Annotated in this window: 19 protein-coding genes; 6 read left to right on the top strand and 13 right to left on the bottom strand. The window is 58.6% G+C overall.

Going from position 1 to position 22,012, the window contains the following annotated elements; genetic code table 11:
- Positions 1-165: 165 nt before the first annotated feature.
- Genes QV747_RS01875 through QV747_RS01860 form a run of 4 tightly spaced genes read right to left on the bottom strand, consistent with a single transcriptional unit; the run spans position 166 to position 3,222 of the window.
- Positions 166-966, bottom strand: coding sequence for a tetratricopeptide repeat protein (locus QV747_RS01875; protein ID WP_273427957.1), 801 nt, complete (start codon positions 964-966; stop codon positions 166-168).
- Positions 966-1,940, bottom strand: coding sequence for an MlaD family protein (locus tag QV747_RS01870; RefSeq protein ID WP_273427959.1), 975 nt, complete (start codon positions 1,938-1,940; stop codon positions 966-968). The genes QV747_RS01875 and QV747_RS01870 overlap by 1 nt, the downstream gene beginning before the upstream one ends.
- Positions 1,937-2,530, bottom strand: coding sequence for a hypothetical protein (locus QV747_RS01865; RefSeq protein WP_273427961.1), 594 nt, complete (start codon positions 2,528-2,530; stop codon positions 1,937-1,939). Before QV747_RS01865 ends, QV747_RS01870 begins: the two co-directional genes overlap by 4 nt.
- Positions 2,527-3,222 (bottom strand): ABC transporter permease, encoded by a 696-nt coding sequence (locus QV747_RS01860; protein WP_156905340.1) that lies wholly within the window; start codon positions 3,220-3,222, stop codon positions 2,527-2,529. The genes QV747_RS01865 and QV747_RS01860 overlap by 4 nt, the downstream gene beginning before the upstream one ends.
- A gap of 214 nt (positions 3,223-3,436) precedes the next feature.
- Here QV747_RS01860 and trxB point away from each other — a divergent pair, with 214 nt between their 5' ends.
- Both trxB and QV747_RS01850 read left to right on the top strand, forming a co-directional pair.
- Positions 3,437-4,390 carry a thioredoxin-disulfide reductase gene (gene trxB, locus QV747_RS01855; RefSeq protein WP_373317247.1) on the top strand — a complete coding sequence of 318 codons (954 nt, stop codon included), beginning with the start codon at positions 3,437-3,439 and terminating at the stop codon, positions 4,388-4,390.
- 324 nt (positions 4,391-4,714) lie between these two features.
- Positions 4,715-4,906 (top strand): hypothetical protein, encoded by a 192-nt coding sequence (locus tag QV747_RS01850; protein WP_028448930.1) that lies wholly within the window; start codon positions 4,715-4,717, stop codon positions 4,904-4,906.
- 67 nt (positions 4,907-4,973) lie between these two features.
- Here QV747_RS01850 and QV747_RS01845 read toward each other — a convergent pair whose 3' ends face one another.
- The 4 genes from QV747_RS01845 to apaG form a co-directional block, all read right to left on the bottom strand.
- Positions 4,974-6,353 (bottom strand): L-serine ammonia-lyase, encoded by a 1,380-nt coding sequence (locus QV747_RS01845; protein WP_273427966.1) that lies wholly within the window; start codon positions 6,351-6,353, stop codon positions 4,974-4,976.
- 129 nt (positions 6,354-6,482) lie between these two features.
- Positions 6,483-7,718 (bottom strand): amino acid permease, encoded by a 1,236-nt coding sequence (locus tag QV747_RS01840; protein WP_273427968.1) that lies wholly within the window; start codon positions 7,716-7,718, stop codon positions 6,483-6,485.
- A gap of 192 nt (positions 7,719-7,910) precedes the next feature.
- Positions 7,911-9,716, bottom strand: a complete 1,806-nt coding sequence (locus QV747_RS01835) for an ABC transporter ATP-binding protein/permease (RefSeq protein WP_273427971.1) — start codon at positions 9,714-9,716, stop codon at positions 7,911-7,913.
- Entirely contained in the window at positions 9,716-10,093 is a 378-nt protein-coding gene (gene apaG / locus QV747_RS01830; protein WP_028448927.1) for a Co2+/Mg2+ efflux protein ApaG, read from the bottom strand. Before apaG ends, QV747_RS01835 begins: the two co-directional genes overlap by 1 nt.
- 174 nt (positions 10,094-10,267) lie before the next feature.
- Between apaG and rpe the strand changes: the two genes are divergently transcribed.
- From rpe to QV747_RS01810, 4 genes are all read left to right on the top strand, one after another.
- On the top strand, positions 10,268-10,945 hold the full coding sequence (rpe, locus tag QV747_RS01825; protein WP_273427975.1) for a ribulose-phosphate 3-epimerase: 678 nt from the start codon (positions 10,268-10,270) through the stop codon (positions 10,943-10,945).
- Between the two features lie 26 nt (positions 10,946-10,971).
- Positions 10,972-11,313 carry an ArsC/Spx/MgsR family protein gene (locus QV747_RS01820; protein WP_028448925.1) on the top strand — a complete coding sequence of 114 codons (342 nt, stop codon included), beginning with the start codon at positions 10,972-10,974 and terminating at the stop codon, positions 11,311-11,313.
- 110 nt (positions 11,314-11,423) lie between these two features.
- On the top strand, positions 11,424-12,086 hold the full coding sequence (locus tag QV747_RS01815) for a phosphoglycolate phosphatase (protein WP_028448924.1): 663 nt from the start codon (positions 11,424-11,426) through the stop codon (positions 12,084-12,086).
- A gap of 117 nt (positions 12,087-12,203) precedes the next feature.
- Positions 12,204-13,082 carry a LysR family transcriptional regulator gene (locus QV747_RS01810; RefSeq protein WP_273427982.1) on the top strand — a complete coding sequence of 293 codons (879 nt, stop codon included), beginning with the start codon at positions 12,204-12,206 and terminating at the stop codon, positions 13,080-13,082.
- A 168-nt stretch (positions 13,083-13,250) separates the two neighbouring features.
- Here QV747_RS01810 and QV747_RS01805 read toward each other — a convergent pair whose 3' ends face one another.
- From QV747_RS01805 to astA, 5 genes are all read right to left on the bottom strand, one after another.
- Entirely contained in the window at positions 13,251-16,643 is a 3,393-nt protein-coding gene (locus tag QV747_RS01805) for a carbohydrate-binding protein (protein WP_288791464.1), read from the bottom strand.
- A gap of 201 nt (positions 16,644-16,844) precedes the next feature.
- On the bottom strand, positions 16,845-17,849 hold the full coding sequence (gene astE, locus QV747_RS01800; RefSeq protein ID WP_273427988.1) for a succinylglutamate desuccinylase: 1,005 nt from the start codon (positions 17,847-17,849) through the stop codon (positions 16,845-16,847).
- A gap of 232 nt (positions 17,850-18,081) precedes the next feature.
- Entirely contained in the window at positions 18,082-19,464 is a 1,383-nt protein-coding gene (astB, locus tag QV747_RS01795; protein WP_273427991.1) for an N-succinylarginine dihydrolase, read from the bottom strand.
- On the bottom strand, positions 19,465-20,937 hold the full coding sequence (astD, locus tag QV747_RS01790) for a succinylglutamate-semialdehyde dehydrogenase (protein ID WP_273427992.1): 1,473 nt from the start codon (positions 20,935-20,937) through the stop codon (positions 19,465-19,467).
- Between the two features lie 3 nt (positions 20,938-20,940).
- Positions 20,941-21,963: an arginine N-succinyltransferase gene (gene astA / locus QV747_RS01785; protein ID WP_273427994.1), complete on the bottom strand. Its 1,023-nt coding sequence runs from the start codon at positions 21,961-21,963 to the stop codon at positions 20,941-20,943.
- Positions 21,964-22,012 lie beyond the last annotated feature (49 nt).

The following is a 22,012-nucleotide window of genomic DNA, read 5'->3' as shown; positions in this document are numbered from 1 at the left end:
ATTTCTCCAAAGTCTCAGGGGTTAAGGTCTTACCGTTCGCTGGAATTTGCCAAGGATTTTCACCCCAACAAACACCTCTGAGCCGCGAACGGGAGATTTACTGCACAACCATTTGTACAGCTAGTCGGCGATTATAGCCGCTAACTGCAGCGCCGGGCAAGCCGCTTAGCGGCAAACCACCGCGGCGCAAAGGCTATCGAGCCGCGCTTGCGTATCTTTAATCAACTCGGCCTGCTCAAGCTGGCTGGCAATCTGCAAACGCAGCAGCAAATCTTCACGCAACCAGTCCGGTCGCGCCAAGCTGCGATCAAGGGCCAAAGCAACCTCAATCTGCGCCAGCGCCTGAGTGGCATTACTGGGCAACCAGGCCTGCGCCAGCAAGCGGTGCGCATGGCTACGCTCGGCGGTTTCGCTCGCGGGGATCGCCACCAAAGTGGCCTCAGCCAAGCTACGAGCGCGCATGAAATCTTGCTTGGCCAAGGCAATTTGCGTGGCCAGATTGGCTACCGCCCAGCGCCAGCTACACTGGCTTTTGCACCATTGCTCGGCCGCCATTAAATGCATGGCGGCCACGCCGGCATCGGCCTTTAGCCAGCTTTGCGCTATTTGCAGTTGGGCCTGCGCCTGCAGCGCGGGGTCAAACTGCGTTTGCGCCAGCATCGGCGCCAACCAATCGCGCGCCTCAGTCGGCGCTTGATTGCGCAAGGCAATCTGCGCCAAGCCCAAGCGCGCTGCGCCCTGCCCGCTCCAATCATCCTGCGCCTGATACAAACTTAAGGCCTGCTGCCAAAATTCGGCCGCAGTGGGTAAATCACCCTGCCGTATCGCCTCCAAGGCCTTTTGATGTGCGGTTTGTGCGGCCATACGTAGTGGGGGTAATTCAGCCACGGGCTTGCTCGCACAAGCCACTAACAATACCGAAGAGAGCAAAGCGCCGCCCATTCGGCGCATCAAGCGTGGGTTCATTAGCGGCTCTCCGGTGCGGGCACCACCACGGGTGCCTGTTCTATCGTACGGCTCAGTGGCCAGATTTGCTGCACAGCGCGCAGCGTTTGCTCACTGCGGCGGACCAGGCCATCGGTGTTGCGCACCAAGCCCGGGATTTGCGGTGCGGCCTGTTCGGTAACGCGGCGCACCTGACTCATGGTGGCGCTGGCATCTTGGGCGATGGCATTGGCGGTGGCGACCAGCGAAGCGGTTTGCGTCAGTAACTGTGGCGTGCGCTGCGCGACTTCGCTGGCAATTTGATCCGCCCGCTGCAAGAGCTGATCGGCCGAACGCAGGGTTTGCCGTGCCTCACCATCCAGCAAGGTATCGGTATGCGCCAGAATTTGATCCAGCTTTTCCCGGGTTTGACGCACTTCCGCCGTCAGCTGCTGCACATTGTGGACGGTTTGGCGCAGATCTCCCTTGGGGTCATTGATGTAATCGAGTGTTTGCTGTACCGACTCAAAAATCGGCATGGTTCGATTGCGTAGATCCAGCGCGATATCGGCAATGCCCAGCGCGGGGGCAAAGCTGAGCACGCCGCCTTCCTGCATCGCCGGGGTTTTGGCCCCGCCGCCACTAATTTCGATAAAGTGATCTCCAATGAGCCCGTCTTGCTGCAAGATGGCAATCGAGTCGGTCTTAATCCATTTCATATAGCGTTGCTCGATCAAGAGCTCGACATCGACCTTGGCTTGCTCATTCAGTGCCACTTCATCGACCACACCAATCCGAAACCCGGACAGGCGCACCTGCATACCGGGCGTGAGCCCGGCGCCGCTTTCCGCCACAAAATGCAGCCGGTCTTTAGCATTAAATAAACCCTGCCGCTCGGCCAATACCGCCAAGAGCGTAATGATCAAGATGGCGATGCCAAGCGCAAACACGCCCACCCGCCAGCCCAGCCAGTGAAAACGAGGGTCATTGTCTTTTAAGTATTGATGATTTTTCATGCCGATTCTTCACTTACCCAGCGACAGCTAATGGGGGTATAGCCCTCTGGGGCTTCATGATTGCAGAGTACAAACACATACTCCAATGCCGTATACCGATCATACAATTGCGATAATAAGCTACCGCGCGCGCGCGATTGCGCCAACCACGCCAGCCACGCCTCATCCAGCAAAATCGCCTGCGGATGCTGCAACAAGGCCCGCAGCAAAGCCGCCAGCCGTCGGTGCGGGGTATCGAGCTGGGCGGGCAGCTGCGCTAAAGCACGCTGCAGTGCCGCCTCATCATACTGCAGCCCGGCCAGCATCGCCTGCATCCGCGCATCCAGCTCGCTCAGCGGAGCACCAGCGTGATACCAGGTGGGCAGGATAATGTTCTCCCAAACCCGCAAATTGCTCACAAACACCGGCCGCGCTTCCAGCAAGGCCAAAGGTGCGCGCCACAGGTTTGCATAGTGGCGGCACAGCGCATCAATCAGTGCCGGATGTTGATCTTCTTCGGGCAGGATAAAGGCATAATGCCCCCGCGCCTCCGGCAAATTGGGGGCAAACTGCCAGCAATGCGTAGCGTGCCCAGTAAATAGCCGGCTCATTTAAACACCACCCAGCATAAATCCAGCACAAATAAAGCAAACAAGCCGCGCATCACCGCCCGTGATGCCGCGCGCGGAATTTCCGTCGCATTAAGCTGCACCCGCAAACCCGCATGGCAGGCCAAAATACCGCCCGCCAGACCAAAACTCGCCGCCTTGGCCACGCACAGCGCCAGCTCGCCAAAGCGCACAATCCGCTCCAGCGCCAGCACCTGATAGCTGGCATCCCAACCCGAGATCACCAGCATCCCGCCCAGCATACTCCCCAGCGCCATACAGGCGGTGAGCAATACGGCTGAAATCATCATCCCCAACACGCGGGGCAAGACCAGATAGCCATGAATCGGAATGCCCATGCGCTCGAGCTCACGCACTTCACCATTCACCCGCATGCTGGCCAGCTCAATGGCAATCGCCGACGCCGAACGCGCCATCACAATCAATACCGTCAGCAAGGGCGCCAACTCACCAAACGTCAGCGAGCCCAAGAGGCGCAGGGCGGCATCGCGGCTTTGCCCATACTGGCCATGCAGCTGGGTAACTACAATCGCCCCCAGCGCAAAACCAATCAAAAACATCAGCCACGCGGCCTCATTGGCGGTGAAATACACCTGTTTGGCCAACACCCGGCGCACCGGTGCCCGGCTTAATGCGCCAAAAGCGGGTAAATAATGCCGATACCACCTTTTCAAACCATCACCTCATCCCCACTTCAGTGCTATTGGGCGCACTCAGCGCCCGCCGTGCAAACTATCGGCACGATAGCAAGAAACGAATAGAACGTCACCGCGCAAAGCTTTACACTATGCGCATTTTTGCGGTCTTGCGCCTTTAGCCATCGCTAGGCTGAACGCGCTGTGCCACTATAAACCTGAAGCGATTGAACCAACACACAAGGACACCATCATGGCAACACAACACCATCGCCTGCTGATTCTTGGCTCTGGCCCGGCCGGCTACACCGCCGCCGTCTATGCGGCCCGCGCCAACCTGAAACCGGTTTTGATCACCGGGATCGCCCAGGGTGGCCAATTGATGACCACCACCGATGTGGACAACTGGCCAGCAGATGCCGATGGCGTAATGGGCCCGGAATTGATGAGCCGCTTTCAAAAGCACGCCGAGCGTTTTGGTACCGAAATGATCTTTGATCATATTCACACCACACACCTGAGCGAAAAACCGATCCGCCTCGTTGGCGATTCGGGCGAATACACTTGCGATGCGCTGATTATCGCCACCGGCGCTTCGGCGCAATATCTGGGCCTGCCCTCCGAAGAAGCCTTTGCAGGCCGCGGCGTATCGGCTTGTGCAACGTGTGACGGCTTCTTCTATCGCGGCAAACCGGTGGCCGTGGTCGGCGGTGGTAATACCGCGGTGGAAGAAGCACTGTATCTGGCCAATATCGCCAGCCACGTGACGCTGATTCACCGCCGCGACACCTTCCGCGCTGAGAAAATCCTGATCGATCACCTGATGGAAAAAGTGGCCGAAGGCAAAATCTCGCTGGAACTGAACCAAGTCTTGGATGAAGTCCTTGGCGACGCCTCAGGGGTAACCGGCGCACGGCTGAAACAATTTGGCGGCGAAGCCACCAAAGACATCGCCGTCGATGGCGTCTTTATCGCGATTGGCCATAAGCCCAACACCGATATCTTCAAAGGCCAGTTGGAGATGGACCAAACCGGTTACATCATCACCAAAGGCGGCCGCGATGGCAATGCCACAGCCACCAGCGTAGCGGGTGTATTTGCGGCCGGTGATGTGCAAGACCACATCTATCGCCAAGCGGTGACGTCTGCCGCCAGCGGCTGCCAGGCAGCACTGGATGCGGATCGCTTCCTGGAAAGCCTGCGTTAAGCACTTGCAATACTGCCGCATGTATCGCTCGCTATGCCTTGATAAAAAAGCTCTAGCGAGCAATACCCCTCAAAAACCCCGTCTGCCTCGGCAACGGGGTTTTTCTTTTGCGGCCGGATGTTTAGGTGCAGTGGTCTAGCCACGCACAACACTTACAGCCAAAAACAAATCCTTACGCAAAGATTGTTGCACAGAACAAAAAGCCAGCAAAAAAAGATGTTCTGTCATCGCAATGACATCCATAATTGCCATGCTAACTGAGCTGTACTCGGGGCTGTTCCAGCCATGATGTATTGGTTTTCACCTTCACCATGAGGAATCACCATGTCTCTGCCGTCTACGTTCAAAACCTCTCGCCAGCGTCGCTCGATCGAAGAAGCCCAACGTAATATGGAAATCGCCGTGATGAGCACCTATCGCAAGCAATTTGAAACCAAACGCCAAATCCGTAATGCGCTGTCCGATCTCGCCGCCGAGCGCGCCGAACGCGAACAGGATTATCTCGCCGAACGTTAACCCCGCCCTGTTTGAGTACACTCCAGCCCGCATTGGCGGGCTTTTTCATGCCGGCAAATTGCCGCAACTAGCATTCTGGCTGCGCCACCGTCAGCGCTAGGCCCCCGAGCGAGGTTTCCTTGTAGCTGTTTTTCATATCCAGCCCGGTGCGATACATGGTTTCGATGACTTTATCGAGACTCACCAAATGCCGGCCATCTTCCAGCAAGGCCAGCTGGGCAATTTTGATGGCTTTTTCTGCGGCAACGCCGTTGCGCTCCACACAGGGCACTTGCACCTGCCCACCAACCGGGTCGCAAGTGAGCCCCAGATGATGCTCCATGGCGATTTCCGCTGCATTTTCAACCTGCGCCAGGCTACCGCCCAACACAGCGCAATACGCGCCGGCGGCCATCGAGCAAGCCACGCCCACCTCGCCCTGACAGCCGACTTCGGCGCCGGAAATCGAGGCATTCATTTTGTACAGCAGGCCAATCGCCGCGGCAGTCAGTAAAAATTCAACAATGCCGTCTTCGCTGGCATCAGGCGCAAAATCGCGATAGTACTGCAACACCGCGGGGATAATCCCGGCCGCGCCATTGGTAGGCGCCGTGACAATCCGCCCGCCGCTGGCGTTTTCTTCGGAGACCGCCATGGCAAATAACATTGGCCACAGCATGATGTCGGCGCGGCCTTCCAGCTGCAGCGCCTCCAGCCGGCGATACAGCGCCGGCGCGCGGCGTTTCACCGCAAAGGGGCCGGGCAATAGCCCTTCCTGCTGGCAACCGGTAAGCACACAGCGCTGCATCACCGCGGCGATTTCTAGCAGCCCCTCACGAATTTGCAGCTCGCTCCGCCACACCCGCTCATTAGCCAGCATCACCTGCGCCATGCTCAGCTGCTGTTGCTGGCAGTGCGCCAAGAGTTCAAGCGCATTTTGAAACGGATACGGCACCGCCGCAGTCGTATTTTGGGTGCTCGTGCTTTGCGCTGCCAGCTCGGCGGCACTGAGCACAAACCCGCCGCCCACTGAAAAATAGCGCTCACGCTGTAGCACTTCGCCCGCGGCATTCAGCGCCGTGAACTGCAGGCCATTGGCGTGCTCAGGCAAGAACAAATGCTTATGCAGCGCCACATCACGGGCAAACACAAATGGAACTTCGTGTAGGCCAGCCAGCCGCAGCACCGCGCCCTGCTGCAAGGCGGTGCGGCGTGGCGCAATCAGTGTTGGATCGATGTCTTTAGGGGTATAGCCTTCCAGACCAAGCAATACGGCGCTTACCGAGCCATGCCCCTCCCCAGTGAGCGCCAGCGAGCCATACAGCTCCACCGAAACCCGTGCGCACTGCGCCAGCAAGCCCGCCGTGTGCAACTGCAGCGCAAACTGGCGCGCCGCCACCATGGGGCCTACGGTATGCGAGCTAGAGGGGCCGATACCGATTTTAAAGAGATCAAACACGCTGAGCATGACGAGCCTTGAGAGAAAAGCAGTGATTGCGCTATTGATAGCCAGCGCCACTCGGTGCGGCAATACCGTCTATCCCCACTCGGGCGGCGTAAGATACGCCCGCCCCAGCACAATTAGTGGCGGTGGCAGTTACAGATAGCTGCCAACCAGATCACCAGCAATCCCCAGTAGGCCCATCACAAATACAAAGCTCGCTAAGCTTGAGCGATATACCAGCAGCCGTGGCACCCGCTTCATCAGCATCACCGGCAATAGATAGGCATAAATCGCGATAATCGGGGCCGAAAGCGCGCCAATGATTTTCAGCACCGGCGGGTTATACACCGCCAAAACCCACAGCCCGGCCATCATCACCACGGTGATCCAGGTATTGATGCGCGGCAGATTCAGCTGCGCCGCGGCGGCAGGGTTATGCCAAGTGAGTAGGCGCGTCACAATGCCCACCGCTCCTTCCCGTGTGCCGACAAAATGGCCGAAGTAAGAGCTGGCAATTGCCAAAAATGCAATCACCGGGATCAGGTATTTCAGGAACGGCTCGTGCACCACCAAGGACATGGTGGTGAGGATATCGACATTATTGGCCTGGGCGCGCTGCAGCACTTCGGGCGAAGTGGCTAGCACCATCGAAAGCACAAAAAACATCACAAACACCAACAGCACCAGCGAAGTCCATTTGATGATGCCATCAGTGCGGGCCACCGCCTCTGCCACCGGATATTGCTGGCGATAGCTAGCGGCCAGCGTTGAACACACCGGCGAGAAATTCATCGCAAACACCAGCACCGGAAACAGCAGCAAGAGATTGCGCAGCACCTCATCCAGCCGGCTTTCGGCGCTAAAAAAGCTCAGATTCCACTGCGGGATCATATACAGCGATAAACCGGCCAGCAGAATGATCAGCGGAAAAGTCAGCAATGAGGTTATCCGCACCATAATGCGCTCGCCCGCCAACACTACCGACGTTAGCCCCACCAGCAACACAAAGGTGAGCAGCGGCCGCGAGAAGCCCTCAATGCCCAACTGGTGAGTGAGGAAAGATTGCACGATATTGGTCACACCGGTGGCATAACCCACACAAATGGTCACAATCGAGAGGAAATACAGCACCGACACGGCAAAACCGACATTGCGCCCCAGATCATGCTCCACGGCGCCGACAATATCGGTGGGCTGGGGGCAGGAAGCCACCACGCGCGTAATGCCGCGATGCGCGAGCCATGTCACCGGCAGAATCAGCGCGGTGAGGATCAGCAGCGGCCACGGCCCGCCCAACCCGGCGCGGATCGGCAAATATAAAATACCGGCCCCAACGGCGGTACCAAAGCAGGTCAGTACCCACTCCCAATCGCGACGGTTTAACTGCATGTGGCACCTCACGGTCTATGCGGATCGAATACACCCGATTAGAGCGCAGCCGCGCGCGATTTTCTGCGCACAAATCACACCGCCGAACGGCATTTATACAGTCAAGCCCGCATAGACAAAGCCCGGGCAAATACCCTGGCCGGTATCTAGCACAAAACCAAGCCACACCTTAGCTGCCAAGCTATACCTCGCTTAAGTCTGCTCCTCACTTTGCTGCAGCGCCCACATGCGGGCATATTGCCCCTGCGCCGCCAGCAAATCACGATGCGTACCACGCTCGATAATTTGCCCGCCCTGCATCACCAAAATCTCATCCGCATCGGCAATGGTCGAGAGCCGGTGCGCCACAATCAGCGTGGTGCGATTGGCCGAAATGGCTTTCAGTTCAGCCTGAATGGCTTTTTCAGTTTGCGAATCCAGCGCGCTGGTAGCTTCATCAAAAATCAGGATCGGCGGGTTTTTCAAGATGGTGCGCGCAATCGCCACCCGCTGTTTTTCCCCACCGGATAGCTTCAGCCCGCGCTCGCCCACCGTGGTATCAAAACCAGCCGGCAGGCCCATGATGAAATCGTAAATATGCGCCGATTTGGCCGCCTCGATCACTTCATCGCGGCTGGCCCCCGGCTTGCCGTAGGCGATGTTGTAAAAGATGGTGTCGTTAAACAGCACCGTATCTTGCGGCACGATACCAATCTGCGCGCGCAGGCAGTCTTGCTGCAGCGCCGGCAGCGGCACACCATTGATCTCAATCCGGCCGCTTTGCACATCATAAAACCGGTATAACAGCCGTGAGAGCGTTGATTTGCCCGCGCCACTGGCCCCAACCACCGCTACGGTATGGCCAGCCGGAATGCTGAAATTAATATCGTGCAAAATCGGCCGCTCAGGATCATAAGCAAACGAAACGCCTTTAAATGCCACTTGCGCCGGCGCCAGATCCAGCACTTGGGCATTGGGCGCATCGGTGACTTCGGCATTACGGTTGAGCAGGCCAAACATTTTTTCCATGTCTGCCAGCGAATTTTTGATTTCGCGATAAACAAAACCCAGGAAATTGAGCGGCGCATACAGCTGCAGCAAAAACGCGTTCACCAGCACCAGATCGCCCAACGTCATCGTGCCCTGCACCACGCCATCGGCCGCCATCCACACCAGCGCAGTCACGCCCAGGGCAATAATCGAGGCTTGGCCGGCATTCAGAAACGACAGCGACACCTGATTTTTGACTGCGGCCGATTCCCACTTGGCCAGGCTGCGGTCATAGCGCTCGGCTTCCCAGCGCTCATTGCCAAAGTATTTCACTGTTTCGTAATTGATCAGGCTATCAATCGCCCGGGTGTTGGCCTTGGAGTCCAGATCATTCATTTCTCGGCGAAAGTGCATCCGCCACTCGGTCACGCCCAAGGTAAAGCCGATGTAGAGCACGATGGTGCCAAAGGTCACCGCGGCGAAGGTCCAGTGATATTTGCCCAGCAAGATCGCCGCCACAAGGCCAATCTCCACCAGGGTGGGCAAAATATTAAACAGGGTGAAATTGAGCAAAAAGGCGATGCCTTTGGTGCCGCGATCAATGTCGCGGCTCATGCCGCCGGTTTGCCGCTCAAGATGAAAGCGCAGCGAGAGGCGATGCAAATGCTCGAAGACCTGCAGCGCAATTTTACGGATTGCGCCTTGGGTGACTTTGGCAAACACCGCATCGCGCATCTCGCCCAATACCGACGAGGCCAGCCGCAAGGCGCCATAGCCCAAGATCAGCGTCACCGGCAGCACCAGCGCCTGCTGCTCAGGGCCCAGCTGATCAACAATATCCTTCAGCACCAAAGGCACCGCCACATTGGCAAGCTTAGCCGCCACCAAAAGGCTCAGTGCCAAAATCACTCGCAATTTGTATTGCCACAGATAGGGCAATAAAGAGCGCAAAGTGGCCAATTGATTACGCTGCGCGGGGGCAGTCTGGGCTGGGGCGACATCCGCTGCCGCGGCACTAGCCGGGCGCATTAATGCAACGTCCGTGGCATGGCCAACACAAATGAGGGGATTTCGGCCTCAAACTCGGTGCCGTCGGCGGCGATCATCTGATAAGTGCCGCGCATGGTGCCCACTGGTGTATTCAGCGTCACGCCGCTGGTGTATTCGAAAGTTTCACCGGGGGCGAGCTCAGGGTGCTCACCGACTACGCCCAGACCGCGCACTTCCTGCTGCTTGCCGCTGGCGTCTTCGATAATCCAGTGCCGGGCGATGAGTTTGGCGGTGATCGAGCCAGTGTTTTCGATGGTGATCTGATAAGCAAAGGTGTATTGCTCTTCTTTTTCATCCGACTGCTCGGCCAGATAAAACGGCCGGGCCAGTACTTTGATCTGATAACTGTGTTCCATGCGGTATCTCCAGCGCATTTGTTTTGTCAGACAGATGAGGGCAAGCTGGCATTTTGCCACTCCCTGCCCGGCTTTTTTTCGCAAATTTGCGCCGTATCAGGGCAGCAACCCGCCAGCGCGCTACACTGGGCGGCAAACTGGCATAATACCTGCAAGCTATTTACGGAGCTCGTCATGACTTATCGCATCGCCCCCAGCATCTTGTCTGCCGATTTCGCCCGTCTGGGTGAAGAGGTGAAAAACGTGATCGCCGCCGGTGCCGACATTGTGCACTTTGACGTGATGGATAATCACTACGTCCCCAATCTCACCATCGGCCCGCTAGTCTGTGATGCAATCCGCCCGTGGACCGACGCACCGATTGATGTGCATCTGATGGTTAAACCCGTAGATCGCATCATCCCTGATTTTGCCAAAGCTGGCGCCAATATCATCACCTTTCACCCTGAGGCTTCCGAGCACATCGACCGCTCGCTGGGCCTGATTAAAGACTGCGGCTGCAAAGCGGGCCTGGTGTTTAATCCCGCCACACCACTGCATTACCTTGATTACGTGATGGATAAAATCGACATGATTTTGCTGATGTCGGTAAACCCGGGCTTTGGCGGGCAGGCATTTATTCCGGCTACGCTAGATAAAGCCCGCCAGGCGCGCGCACTGATCGATGCCTACACCGCTCGCACCGGGCGCGAAATCTGGCTGGAAATCGATGGCGGGGTCAAAGTAGATAATATCGCGCAAATCGCAGCCGCAGGGGTCGATACCTTTGTGGCCGGTTCGGCCATTTACAGCCAGCCAGATTACAAAGCCGTGATTGACCAGATGCGCGCGGAGCTGGCCAAGGTAAAATAAGCGTTTCCCTGCTTTGGATACGCGCCATGCAACTACTGCACAATCCACGCTGCAGCAAAAGTCGTGAAGCCCTCGCCGCTCTGGAAGCGGCTGGGCAGCAACCGCAAGTGCGGCTGTACTTGCAAGAGCCGCTCAGTGCGGCAGAAATTGGCACTCTCTTAGCGCAACTGGGTCTGCCCGCCTTGGGGCTGGTTCGCCAGAAAGAAGCACTGTGGGCCGAGCTCACCCGCGACGGCGTACCTGATGAGGCGGGCATTATCGCCCTACTGGCCGCCCACCCCAAGCTGATTGAACGCCCGGTGCTAATTCACCGGGGCCGCGCCGCCATCGGCCGCCCCTTGGCGCAAATCCTGGCGCTGCTGGACTAAGCCGCGCGCAGGCCTTATTCAAGCACTCAAGCAGATACCCACTGCTGTATCATCCGCTAAGGCTTTATGATTAAGTCTTAGTGACACATACCCCTTTACTGGAGCCCCCCATGACGATTCAAGCGTTGGCTTTTGATCTCGATGGCACCCTTGTCGATTCACTCCAAGATCTGGCCCGCGCCGCCAATGCCGTGCGCGGCGATCTGCAGCTGGCCCCACTAGCCGCCGCCGTGGTGGAAAGCTATGTCGGCGATGGCGCCGCCAGCCTAGTGGCCCGGGTACTGGCCGATGATCACGCCGCTGAATTCACCGGCAGCCCGCTGCAGCAGCAAGGGATGGAATTATTCAACCAGCACTATCGCGCCGGGCTGACACTGGCTACCCGCTTTTATCCCAAAGTGCAGGAAACCTTGCATGCGCTGCACGAACGCGGCCTACCGCTGGCGATTATCACCAATAAGCCCGAGCGCTTTACCCTGCCCCTGCTGCGTGAGCTTGGGGTATTCGAGCATTTTGAAGTGATTGTCGCCGGCGACACCCTGCCCGAGCGTAAACCGTCGGCTCTGCCCCTGAACTACACCGCCGAACGGCTGGGCGTGGCGGTGGAACAGCTGCTGATGGTGGGCGACTCGAAAAACGATATCCTGGCCGCCCGCGCCGCAGGCGCCCCGAATATTCTGGTGAGCTATGGCTATGGCGACAATCTGGAGGGGATCGGCGCCGATGCCATCATTCATCGCTTTGATGAGCTGCTGGCATTTCTGGATGAATAAACCAAGGATTTAGCCGCTGGCGAGCGCCAACAAGTCTAGATCTTTCATCGTGCTGCCATCGGCTTGTAGCAATGCGCCGGTATTGTGCCGGCTGTTGTGCTGCTTGCCGGAAGATTTATGCTCACCACGTGGCTACGTGTTTTTTTTGAAGTCACCCGCCAAGGCGGCGTCATGGCTGCCGCCCGCCATCTGAATCTTAGTCAGCCCAGCATCACCAGCCAGCTGCGCAAGCTGGAAGAACACTACCAGATTGAGCTGTTCAGCCGCCGCAATGGGCGGCTGGTGCTCACCGATACCGCCATCCAGCTACTTCCTAAAGTAGAGCGCCTACTCCAGCAAGAAGCCGAGCTGGAATTTGAGCTGCGCCAGCAAAGCGAACGCCAAGCCGGCCAGCTACGCATTGGCGCCACCGGGCCATTTTATCTGCTGCCGCTACTCGCCCGGCTGCGCGCCGCTCAGCCAGCACTGCAAGTGGATGTGCAGTTTGGCAATTCGGCGGTCATGCTTGAAGCCCTGCTGAATTATCAGGTTGATCTAGCCGTCACCTCGCAAACGCTGGACGATCCCCGCCTGATGTGTCGCCCGCTGGCCAGCAGCCCGCTGGTATTGCTGGTGCCCAGTAGCGATCCGCTCGCTCATCATAAGTCAGTGCTTTGCCAGCAATTACAGGGTGCAATACTGCTTACTCGTGAGGCCGGCTCGGTCACCCAGCAGGCGGTCGATACCTTGCTAACCGACCATCAAATCCGCCTGCAACGCCGGCTGCAGCTCGGTAGCCGCGAAGCCGTGCGCGAAGGCGTAGCGCAGGGTCTGGGCTGGGCCTTGATGGCAGCCGGCGAAGTGGGCGAACATCCGCGCCTGCGCGCACTACAGCTCAGCGATAGTCAGGTGGCGGTGCATGAATATCTATATCTGCTCCGCCAGCGCGCCGAAATGCGCGCAATTCGCAGCTTTTTGCAGTTGCTTCCGCAGGGCGCGGTCACAGCGAAAGCCTGAAGCTGTGCCGACTTAGCACCCCAATTGGCGCTCCGCAGCCTTTGGTATTGCCTCAAATTCGCCTTGCCCAATTCCGCAGCCCAAGACACAGAAAAAAACGCCGGGCATTGCCCGGCGTGGTGTACTGCAATGCCCATTTATGCCCACGGCAGTACCGTGGGCTGGGGCTTATTTGATTTTCACGCTGCCCGTCATACTCCACGGTGTCCAGTTCAGACCGCTATCGCGCACGCGCACACGGTAGTACCAGGTTTCACCACTGGCAAGCTGCAAGGCGGCTGGTTTGCTGGCGAAGCGATCATAGCTAGATACATGCGTACACTGCCCGCCACGTGGGCCGGTGAGTGTGGTGCAACTAGCGCCTTTGGAGAGCGACCAGCGCTCGAAGGCTTCATTGCCGCCGTCTTGCAAGATCTCGCGCGCTTGCAGGGCATTCGCAAGTGAAAGCTCATTAATCGACTTCCCGGCGCGGGTATTAGTGAAGCTCGCCTCAGTGCTACCGGTGTAGAACCAGTTTTCTTTGCGCGTCTGGTTGCCCCAGATGTCAAAGGCATCGCTAAAGTCGGCATTTTTCGCCAGTTGCCAATGCGCTTCCAGCCCATCCAGCCCTGCTGGTAGCACAAATTGCAGCGTCAGCTCAGCCAGCGCCACTTCGCCCAGATCACGTTGCGGCAGGCTTGGTGGCACCACCAGCGGCTGCTGGGTAATCTGCGCCTGATCGGTCACCGGGAAGGTGGTATTGGTGCCGGTCACGCCGCTGGAACGCCGTACCACGGCTAGGCTTTGCTGCGGCCCGAAGCGGAAAGTGAGCGTGTTGTAGCCAAATTCATCGCGGGTAATGGTGAAGATATCGAGATCTTTGCCATCACTCCCTTGATTACCACCCCCTTCCAGCCCGCCACTGGCGCTGGCGGCATTCAGCCACAGGTGTTTGACATCCATCGAATGCCCGCGCGCATAGCTATGCACGTGGCCGAACAGATTACCGGTGATGGCCTGCGTGCGGCGGCTGTAGTCTTCCAGCTCGGACACAAACTCGCAGGTGGCCATCACTTCGCCATTGCGCCATTTTTCTGACAGACACGGGCCGTGGTTAATGCTGAAGACATATGGCTTGGCTTGCTGTTCGGCACTGGCGATTTGCTGCTTGAACCAATCAAGCTGTGCCACACGGAATTGATCCCAATACATCGACATTGGCGTCCAGTTGCCATGGGCATGGCGGCCAGAGATTGGCGTGGTATCGAGGCTAATCAGTTTCAGGCCCAGATAATCGGTGCTGTACCAGAAGCCGCGATACAGCGCCGAGCCATTATCCGGCACGCCGGCAAAGTATTTGCGATAGCTTTGCATGGCCTTATTCAGATCTGGCTGGGTCACCTTGGCCGGGTTGCCCATCTCTTCGGCGAAATATTCATGATTACCCGGCGCCGGAATAATCGGCACATACGGGCTAAGCGCCTGCAGGCGGCCAAAGAACTGATTGCGCCACTGATCGCGCGAACCGCCGCTGGCCACAATATCGCCATGGTGGATAATGCCGGCGATTTTCTCGCTACATTGCACCGGATCGGTGCTTTCACATTCGAGCGGAATCACGCCTTTGTTTACGATGTCGGTAAAGATCGTGCCACGGCCATCTTGAGTATCGCTAAACAGCACAAACTTGGCCTGCTCCACGCCATCACCCGCTTTGGGCCAGGTTTTGAAGGCGTAGCGCTGCGAGGTATAGGCTGTTAGGCCATCTGCGCTATGCGTTCGCACGTAATACTCATATAGGGTATTTGATTTGAGCTCGGTGAGCGCCGCATGCTGCACAGTAGCGTCTTTGGGATGAGGTACCGCAGCAAAGCGGCGGAAAACTTCGCCACTGCCAAATGGGCGCACCCAGACTTCGCCCTGCACTTGCGCGCTTTCAAACATCACCGTCATGCGATCGGGGCCGGGGCCTTGCAGTGATGGCGCGATGCTGAAGGTCGGCAAGCCGGCGCCGCTCGGTGGCTGCTGTGGATCGGGGCTTGGCGTAACAGTAGGTTGCGGCGTAACGCTTGGCTGCGGGGTAGCCGTTGGGCTTGGGGTCACGCTCGGCGTTGGGCTTGGTGGCAAGGTGGTCGGCTGCGGTTTCAGCACCGCCAGCGGCGCTTCGGCCTTGGCCAGACTTTGCACTTCGGCATCTGACAATGCGCGCTGCCATACCGCCAGCTCGTCGTATTCCAGCGCAAAACGTTCGGCCGGATAGCGGCTGTAATAATCACCGCGCGCATCTTCATTCAGCGCCCAGCGATTAAAGCTTGGCAAGATATTGCCCAGCGCCGCGAAATTAAGCTTGATGCGATTCACAAAGCCTTTATCGTCGGTAGCGGCGGCAGTCAGCACTTTGGCCTGCTCATCGACGGTGAGCGCAATATAGGCCCAGCCTTTGCCGGCGCCAGGCAGATAGCCATCCAGCCGCTTGCTGCCATCACCAATATTGATTTTCAGCCGGCCATCATTATTGCGGCCAATCGAAACCCCGGGGTTGAGGCCGGTTTCCCAATCTTTATTGGTCAGGATACTGGCCAGCTTATTACCCATGTCTTCCGGCATACGCAGCCAGAAACCGATGGTGTAAGTGCCGCTCAAAGCGCGCGGCAAAAAGAGTGCTGCGCCCTGCTTGGCATCGAGCAACACACCATTGGCAAAGCGGCCAGTGCTGCGCTGCTGCGGGCCAACCGCTTGCAAGGTGATGCCGGCGACGCTATCGCCTGCGCCCTGCTCCAGCGGGTAGTAATGCACCAAGCCTTGCGTGAGCGAAGCCAGCGGTGGGTTCAGCGGCGGCAGGCTTGGCGTTGGGGCCGGGGTTGGATTTGGCGTAACCACCGGGGTGACGACTGGCGTGGCAGTTGGCGTCGGTGCGATGGTGGGGGCGGCCGTTGGGGCTACGGTTGGAACGGCGGTCGGGGTCGCAGTTGCCGTTGGCACTGGGCTCGCACTTGGTGCTGGTGTTGCGGTCGGCGCCAGCGTTGGGCTAGGCGTCGCGCAAGCACCCAGCGCGCGCCACGGGCCCCATTGGCCACTGGTGGCCGGCTGATCGCCACGCGTCCACCACTTGGCTTCGTACACTTGCCCACCAATCACCACGCGCTGGCCAGCGGTATAAACGCTGCTGGCGAGCCACGGGGCCGCACATTCACCCGCAGCCGGGGGCTGAGTGGGGCTCAGCGTCGGCTGCGTAGTCGGATTCAGGCTCGGCTGTGGGCTAGGCGGCAAGGTTGGCGTTCCGGCTTTGGTTTGCCACAGCACTGGTGTTGCGGCCGGATTCCAATTCGCACCATGAAACGCAGTATGCGTCAGCAAAGCGGTGTATTCGCGGTTGCCATACTGCACCGTGCTACCTGCCGGATAAGTCACGCCTTCTTGCCAAGGCTCGGCCGCGAACACTGTGCCACTGCTGATGGCCAGGCACAGCGCCTGCAGCAGCAAAGTGGGGGTTTTAGGTTGCCACATCGGGTCTTGCTCCATCGATTTTTGGGGAAAATGCGCCCACATACGGGCGATGGAGCGGATGCTAACGCTGGGCATTTGCAGGCTGATGTCAGCTCACCGCAGTTTGCCGGGGTGGGCTATCAGCATTTACGGGTGATTTGTCATGCTTTTGTCATTTGCGGCAGAATTTGCGCCCGCCCAAAAGCACACAGGCAGCTTAGCGCTGCCTGTGTTTGTGTACCCTACCAATGTATCAGCCTGTATGGCTTTTAGATAAAAGCCGACAGGGCAATACCCCTATTTAATCTCTGCCAGAAAGTCGCGTGCGGGCACAATAATCAGCCCTGCCCGCTGACCGGGCGGTACATCGGGGTTGGGGAAAATAATCCGCGCCTGCGCCTCGTCTATCACAAAGGGCACGCCGGCATCGACGGCCAGCGTCATGCCTTGGGTCAGTGGCGTGAAGTTATCGGTTTTGCCATCGATGGCGAAGCTGAAATCATGGCTGGTTTTGGGGATTTCGCGCGATACGCGGAAAATCTGCACCTGCGGTGGCACCAGCTCAGGCTGGGGCAGCTCGCCCGCAATCAGCGCACTGAGGTAACCATCGAGTTTGGAGAGATCAATCCCCTGATTGTGCCCAAATGGCCGCGCGCTACCCAGCTCGACGGTAAAGGCTTCGGCATCATATTTAAAGCTGGATGAATACGAGAACGTGCTGGAGCTGGTGGACTGCAGCAGCACGGTATCCACGCCAGCGAGGCTAAGGCGGGCAATGGCTTGCGCTTCAAAGCGCTTACCCGGTTTGGGCAGTGGGTAAATCGCGAATTTTTCGATCAGCGAGCCATGAATGGCGGTGTGCAAATCATAGTGCATGCGTGGCGCGGTGGAATCGCTAAAAAAGCGGCCAACGTGCATTTCCAGCATCAGCGCGCGGCGTTTTTCCAGCCCGTCTTCCACTTGCGGGGCGCGGTTAAACAGGCGATTCATGTCTTCTTCAACAAAGCGTTTACCGCTGCGCAGCGCCGCCACATTGCCAAAGATAAACAACACCCGCGCTTTAACTTTCAGGCTGCCGGCCATGATGCGCTCGATCAGCGCTTCCACTAGCTCGACCGGTGCAGTTTCATTGCCATGAATGCCGCAAGAAATCACCAGATCGAGCGGATTATGCGGCTGCTGGCTTGGCTCAAAGCGGATCACCCCTTCATCCAGCACCTGCACCGATGGCCCGTGGGGCAAACAATAGGGCAGCGCCAGTGCGGTTTCACCGGCCAGAGTTTTTTGCAAGAAGGTCGACATGGCGGGCCTCAATTCTCAAATACAGGGCACCTACTGATGATAGGTGACGCGGGAAAGCCCGCCAGTGTAGCAGGCTGCGCGGTGGCTTACATCCAAGCCAGCTTGGGCTGACCTACCACGCAGCGCAAAAGCGACGCTCAGAGCGGCAACCGCGCCGGGTAGGTAGCGGCAGGCAGCGACTCAGCGTCGCCCTACCCGCCGCAACACGCATTCACCGGCGGCCAGGCGCTGTTTACAGATCAGAACCCGCGCGCTGGAATGGATAAATCGAGCCCAGCTGCAGGATTTGCGTTAGCTCATCCAGCGCCGAGCGCACTTCCACCACCAGCTGTGGATCGAGCAAATCCGCCTCACCCAGGCGATCGCGGTAATGCTGCTGCACCCAGCCCGTTAAGCGGGCATACAGCGCATCGTTCATCCACAACGCGGGGTTGACCGCGGCGATTTCAGCCTCGTTCAGCGCCACGCGCAGGCGTAAGCACGCGGGGCCGCCGCCGTTTTGCATACTTTGCTTAAGATCGAACACCAGTACTTCATCAATCGCGGTATTGCGGCTCAGCAAATCTTGCAGATACGCCCACACCGCCGGCGTATTGCGGCATTCTTCCGGCACCACCAAACGCTGGCGACCATCGCCTTTGGCCAACAGCTGGCTATTAAACAGATACGATTTCACCGCCTCGGCCACACTCACGGCGCTGCGGGGCACTTCAATAATCTGAAAATCAGGCCCGCATTTGGCGCGCAGCTCGGCATACACGCTGGCGCTATCCCAAAACGCATCCTGATGGGTAAACAGCACCTGCTGATTGCCTACCGAAATCACATCATTGTGAAACACGCCGGCATCGATCACCGCCGGATTTTGCTGGGCAAATACGGTGCCCGCCGCAGTCAGGCCATGCCGGCGCGCGACAGCCTGGCTCGCTTCCAGCGTATGGCGCGCGGGGAAGCGGCTTGGCTCATGCCGGCCCCCCCAGTGCTGACGACCATAAACAAAAAATTCCACCCCCGCGCCGGCATAGTCACGACAAAAGCGGGTGTGATTGGCCGCACCTTCATCGCCCAGCGCCGCCAGCATCGGCAAGGCTTCGTGCACTGCAAATCGGCTGCTATCGGGAAACATCGCGCGCAGCGTGCGGGCCGTTTGGCGGTGCTCAAGAGCGCGGTGAAATTTATTCTGCAAATTGGCCACAGTGAAATGCACCCGGCCATCGGCGGTATCGCCCGAGGGGCTCACGGTGGCGGCATTGGCCGTCCACATGGACGAAGCCGAACACATGGCCGACAGATACCCGGGCTGCGTATTGCCCACAGCGGCAATGATTTCGCTATCGCTACCGCTATACCCCAGCTCACGCAACATCCACACGGCTGGGCGCTCTTGCGGCGCAAACACACCCTGCCGGTAGCCCAGATCGGCCAGCGCTTTCATTTTCGCCAGCCCCTGCAGGGCGGCTTCGCGGGGATTCGCCAATTGCTTGGCATTGCCAGTGGAGGCGACATTACCAAAAGAATGGCCACCGTAATGGTGCGTGGGGCCGACCAGCCCGTCAAAATTGGCTTCAACGCCGGGCGCAGCCGCGCCGGCGAGGCGACTTGTTTGCTCGCTCATTTACAGGGTCATCCCAGGTGGTAGCTGACTTGGGCAGCTCAGTTGTTCGGCTTCGATTGAGGCGACCGGATAGGCGCAATAATCCGCAGCGTAATAGGCGCTGGCACGATGATTGCCCGAAGCGCCCACACCGCCAAATGGCGCGGCACTGGAGGCACCGGTCAGCGGTTTATTCCAGTTCACGATGCCGGCACGGGCTTCGCGCCAGAAATAATCATAATCAGCACGCGCATCGCTCAATAGCCCTGCAGCCAGCCCAAATCGGGTGGCATTGGCTAGAGTGATGGCCTCGGTGAATTCGCCATAACGTTGCACTTGCAGCAAGGGGCCGAAGTATTCTTCATCGGGCAACTCACGCACAGCGCTCACATCCAAAATCCCGGCTGAGAGCAAGGCGGTATCCGCTTGCAAACGGCGCATCGGTAGCAGCGTAGTCGCGCCCGCCGCCAACAGCCGCTCTTGCGCGCGCAACAGTTGCTCGGCGGCCTGCAGCGATACCACCGCGCCCATAAACGGCTGCGGCTCGGCATCCCACGCGCCCACTTGCAGCGCATCGGCCACTTGCACCAGACGCGCCAAGAAGGCATCGCCCCACTCGCCCACCGGCACCAACAGGCGGCGCGAGCAGGTGCAGCGCTGACCGGCGGAAATAAAGGCCGATTGAATCACGTGATGCAAAGCGGCGTTGATATCGGCCACTTCGCGCACAATCAGCGGATTATTGCCGCCCATTTCCAGCGCCAGGATTTTATCTGGCTGCCCGGCAAACTGCTGATGCAGCGCATAGCCCGTTGCCGCGCTGCCGGTGAAATACAGGCCATCAATTTGCGCATGCGCCGCCAGCGCCACACCGGTGTCGCGTGCGCCTTGCACCACATTCAATACCCCGGCAGGTAGGCCAGCGGCCAGCCACAGCTCAGCGGTTTTTTGCGCGGTCAGTGGCGCCAGCTCCGAGGGCTTAAACACCACACAGTTGCCGGCGATCAGGGCCGGCACGATATGGCCGTTGGGCAAATGGCCGGGGAAGTTATACGGGCCAAACACTGCTACCACGCCGTGAGGGCGATGGCGCAGCACCGCCAGCGCATCGCCTTGCGGCGCTTCTTTGTAGCCGGTGCGCTCTTCGTAGCTTTTGATCGAAATATCGATCTTATTCACCATGGTGGTGACTTCGGTTAGCGCTTCCCAGCGTGGCTTGCCGGTTTCGCGCCCGATGGTGGCCGCCAGCTCCGCCTGATTGGCTTTAAGTAGCTCGGCAAAATTGCGAATAATCGCCAGCCGTGCGGCCAGATCTAGATCGCGCCAGCCCGCGAACGCGCGGCGGGCACTGGCCACGGCGGCATCAATATCCGCTGCGGTGGCCGCTTGCCCTTCCCAGACCGGCGCCTGGGTGACCGGATTGCGCGAAGCAAATGCCGCGCCCTGCCCCGGTTGCCACTGACCATCAATCAGGTTGCCGTGAATCACATTCATGAATTACCCCTTTGCAGACAATGGAACGGCGCGCACGCTGGCGCCGTCGTCAAGATTCAATCGGGCCAGCACGGCACTGGTCAGCGGCAAGCTGTCTTCCAGTGGGCGGGTGATGGCGATGGTGGCGCGAAAATCGGCCAAGCCACCGTTACTCACCAACCATGGCGTGCCATTTTTCGGCTCGGCCGCCACCGTGAGGGTTTGATAGATACGGCTTTCGCGCACCGCGCGGATATTGTCGCGCTGGCAGGCCAGACTTGGGCCGGCATCAAAAATATCGATATAGCCCTGGTAGGCAAAGCCTTCGCTTTCCAGCATGGCGCGCGCGGGCGCAGTGGCCGGATGCACATGGCCAATCACTGCCTGCGCCTCATCCGAGAGCAAGCAGGTATAAATCGGGTATTTGGGCATTAATTCGGCAATAAAAGATTTACTGCCCACGTAGGAGAGAAAATCGGCCTGCGCGAAATCCATCTTAAAGAAATGCCGGCCCAGGCTTTCCCAGAACGGCGAGCGGCCGGCTTCATCCGACACCCCACGCATTTCGGCGATCACCTGCGGGCTAAAGCGCTGCGGGTGCTCCGCCATAAACAGAAAACGCGATTTGGATAGCAGCGCCCCATTGCCGTTTTTGCGGTATTCGGGATTCAGAAACAGCGTACACAGCTCGCTGGCGCCGGTGAGATCGGAGGTTAGAAACAGCGTGGGTAGCTGTTTGTAGATATCCAGCTCGCGCGAAGCATGAACCGATAGGCCCACCCGGTAGTTGTACCAGGTGTCATCCATGCCCACGGCGCCTTCAATGCCGCAAATACCGGCCAGCGCCCCGGTGGTGTCATCTTCCAGCGCAAAGAGATAGCTGGCCTGCCCCAGCGGTAATTCAGCCGCCAAGCTATTAAGGCTGGCCTCAATCCGGCGGGTAAAGCGCGCCGGATCAGGTTGCAAAGTAGTAACCCCGACACCGGCCGAACTGGCCAGCGCCAGAATCGCCTCAAGATCGGCTAATCGGGTAGGACGAATCAACATTGGCCAAGCCTTTGCCCGCAGGGCAACAAACGACTTTTTCAATGTAGCA

It is taken from the genome of uncultured Chitinibacter sp. (assembly GCF_945957625.1).
Taxonomy (GTDB): domain Bacteria; phylum Pseudomonadota; class Gammaproteobacteria; order Burkholderiales; family Chitinibacteraceae; genus Chitinibacter; species Chitinibacter tainanensis.
The sequence above is the reverse complement of the archived record's forward strand: the minus strand, read 5'-3'. Positions and strand labels throughout refer to the sequence as shown.

Bases quoted from the DNA above. Each gene is read 5' to 3' on its own strand.
- QV747_RS01875 (WP_273427957.1), bottom strand. From the start codon at position 966: ATGAACCCACGCTTGATGCGCCGAATGGGCGGCGCTTTGCTCTCTTCG.
- QV747_RS01870 (WP_273427959.1), bottom strand. From the start codon at position 1,940: ATGAAAAATCATCAATACTTAAAAGACAATGACCCTCGTTTTCACTGG.
- QV747_RS01865 (WP_273427961.1), bottom strand. From the start codon at position 2,530: ATGAGCCGGCTATTTACTGGGCACGCTACGCATTGCTGGCAGTTTGCC.
- trxB (WP_373317247.1), top strand. From the start codon at position 3,437: ATGGCAACACAACACCATCGCCTGCTGATTCTTGGCTCTGGCCCGGCC.
- QV747_RS01850 (WP_028448930.1), top strand. From the start codon at position 4,715: ATGTCTCTGCCGTCTACGTTCAAAACCTCTCGCCAGCGTCGCTCGATC.
- QV747_RS01845 (WP_273427966.1), bottom strand. From the start codon at position 6,353: ATGCTCAGCGTGTTTGATCTCTTTAAAATCGGTATCGGCCCCTCTAGC.
- QV747_RS01840 (WP_273427968.1), bottom strand. From the start codon at position 7,718: ATGCAGTTAAACCGTCGCGATTGGGAGTGGGTACTGACCTGCTTTGGT.
- QV747_RS01835 (WP_273427971.1), bottom strand. From the start codon at position 9,716: ATGCGCCCGGCTAGTGCCGCGGCAGCGGATGTCGCCCCAGCCCAGACT.
- apaG (WP_028448927.1), bottom strand. From the start codon at position 10,093: ATGGAACACAGTTATCAGATCAAAGTACTGGCCCGGCCGTTTTATCTG.
- rpe (WP_273427975.1), top strand. From the start codon at position 10,268: ATGACTTATCGCATCGCCCCCAGCATCTTGTCTGCCGATTTCGCCCGT.
- QV747_RS01820 (WP_028448925.1), top strand. From the start codon at position 10,972: ATGCAACTACTGCACAATCCACGCTGCAGCAAAAGTCGTGAAGCCCTC.
- QV747_RS01815 (WP_028448924.1), top strand. From the start codon at position 11,424: ATGACGATTCAAGCGTTGGCTTTTGATCTCGATGGCACCCTTGTCGAT.
- QV747_RS01810 (WP_273427982.1), top strand. From the start codon at position 12,204: ATGCTCACCACGTGGCTACGTGTTTTTTTTGAAGTCACCCGCCAAGGC.
- QV747_RS01805 (WP_288791464.1), bottom strand. From the start codon at position 16,643: ATGCCCAGCGTTAGCATCCGCTCCATCGCCCGTATGTGGGCGCATTTT.
- astE (WP_273427988.1), bottom strand. From the start codon at position 17,849: ATGTCGACCTTCTTGCAAAAAACTCTGGCCGGTGAAACCGCACTGGCG.
- astB (WP_273427991.1), bottom strand. From the start codon at position 19,464: ATGAGCGAGCAAACAAGTCGCCTCGCCGGCGCGGCTGCGCCCGGCGTT.
- astD (WP_273427992.1), bottom strand. From the start codon at position 20,937: ATGAATGTGATTCACGGCAACCTGATTGATGGTCAGTGGCAACCGGGG.
- astA (WP_273427994.1), bottom strand. From the start codon at position 21,963: ATGTTGATTCGTCCTACCCGATTAGCCGATCTTGAGGCGATTCTGGCG.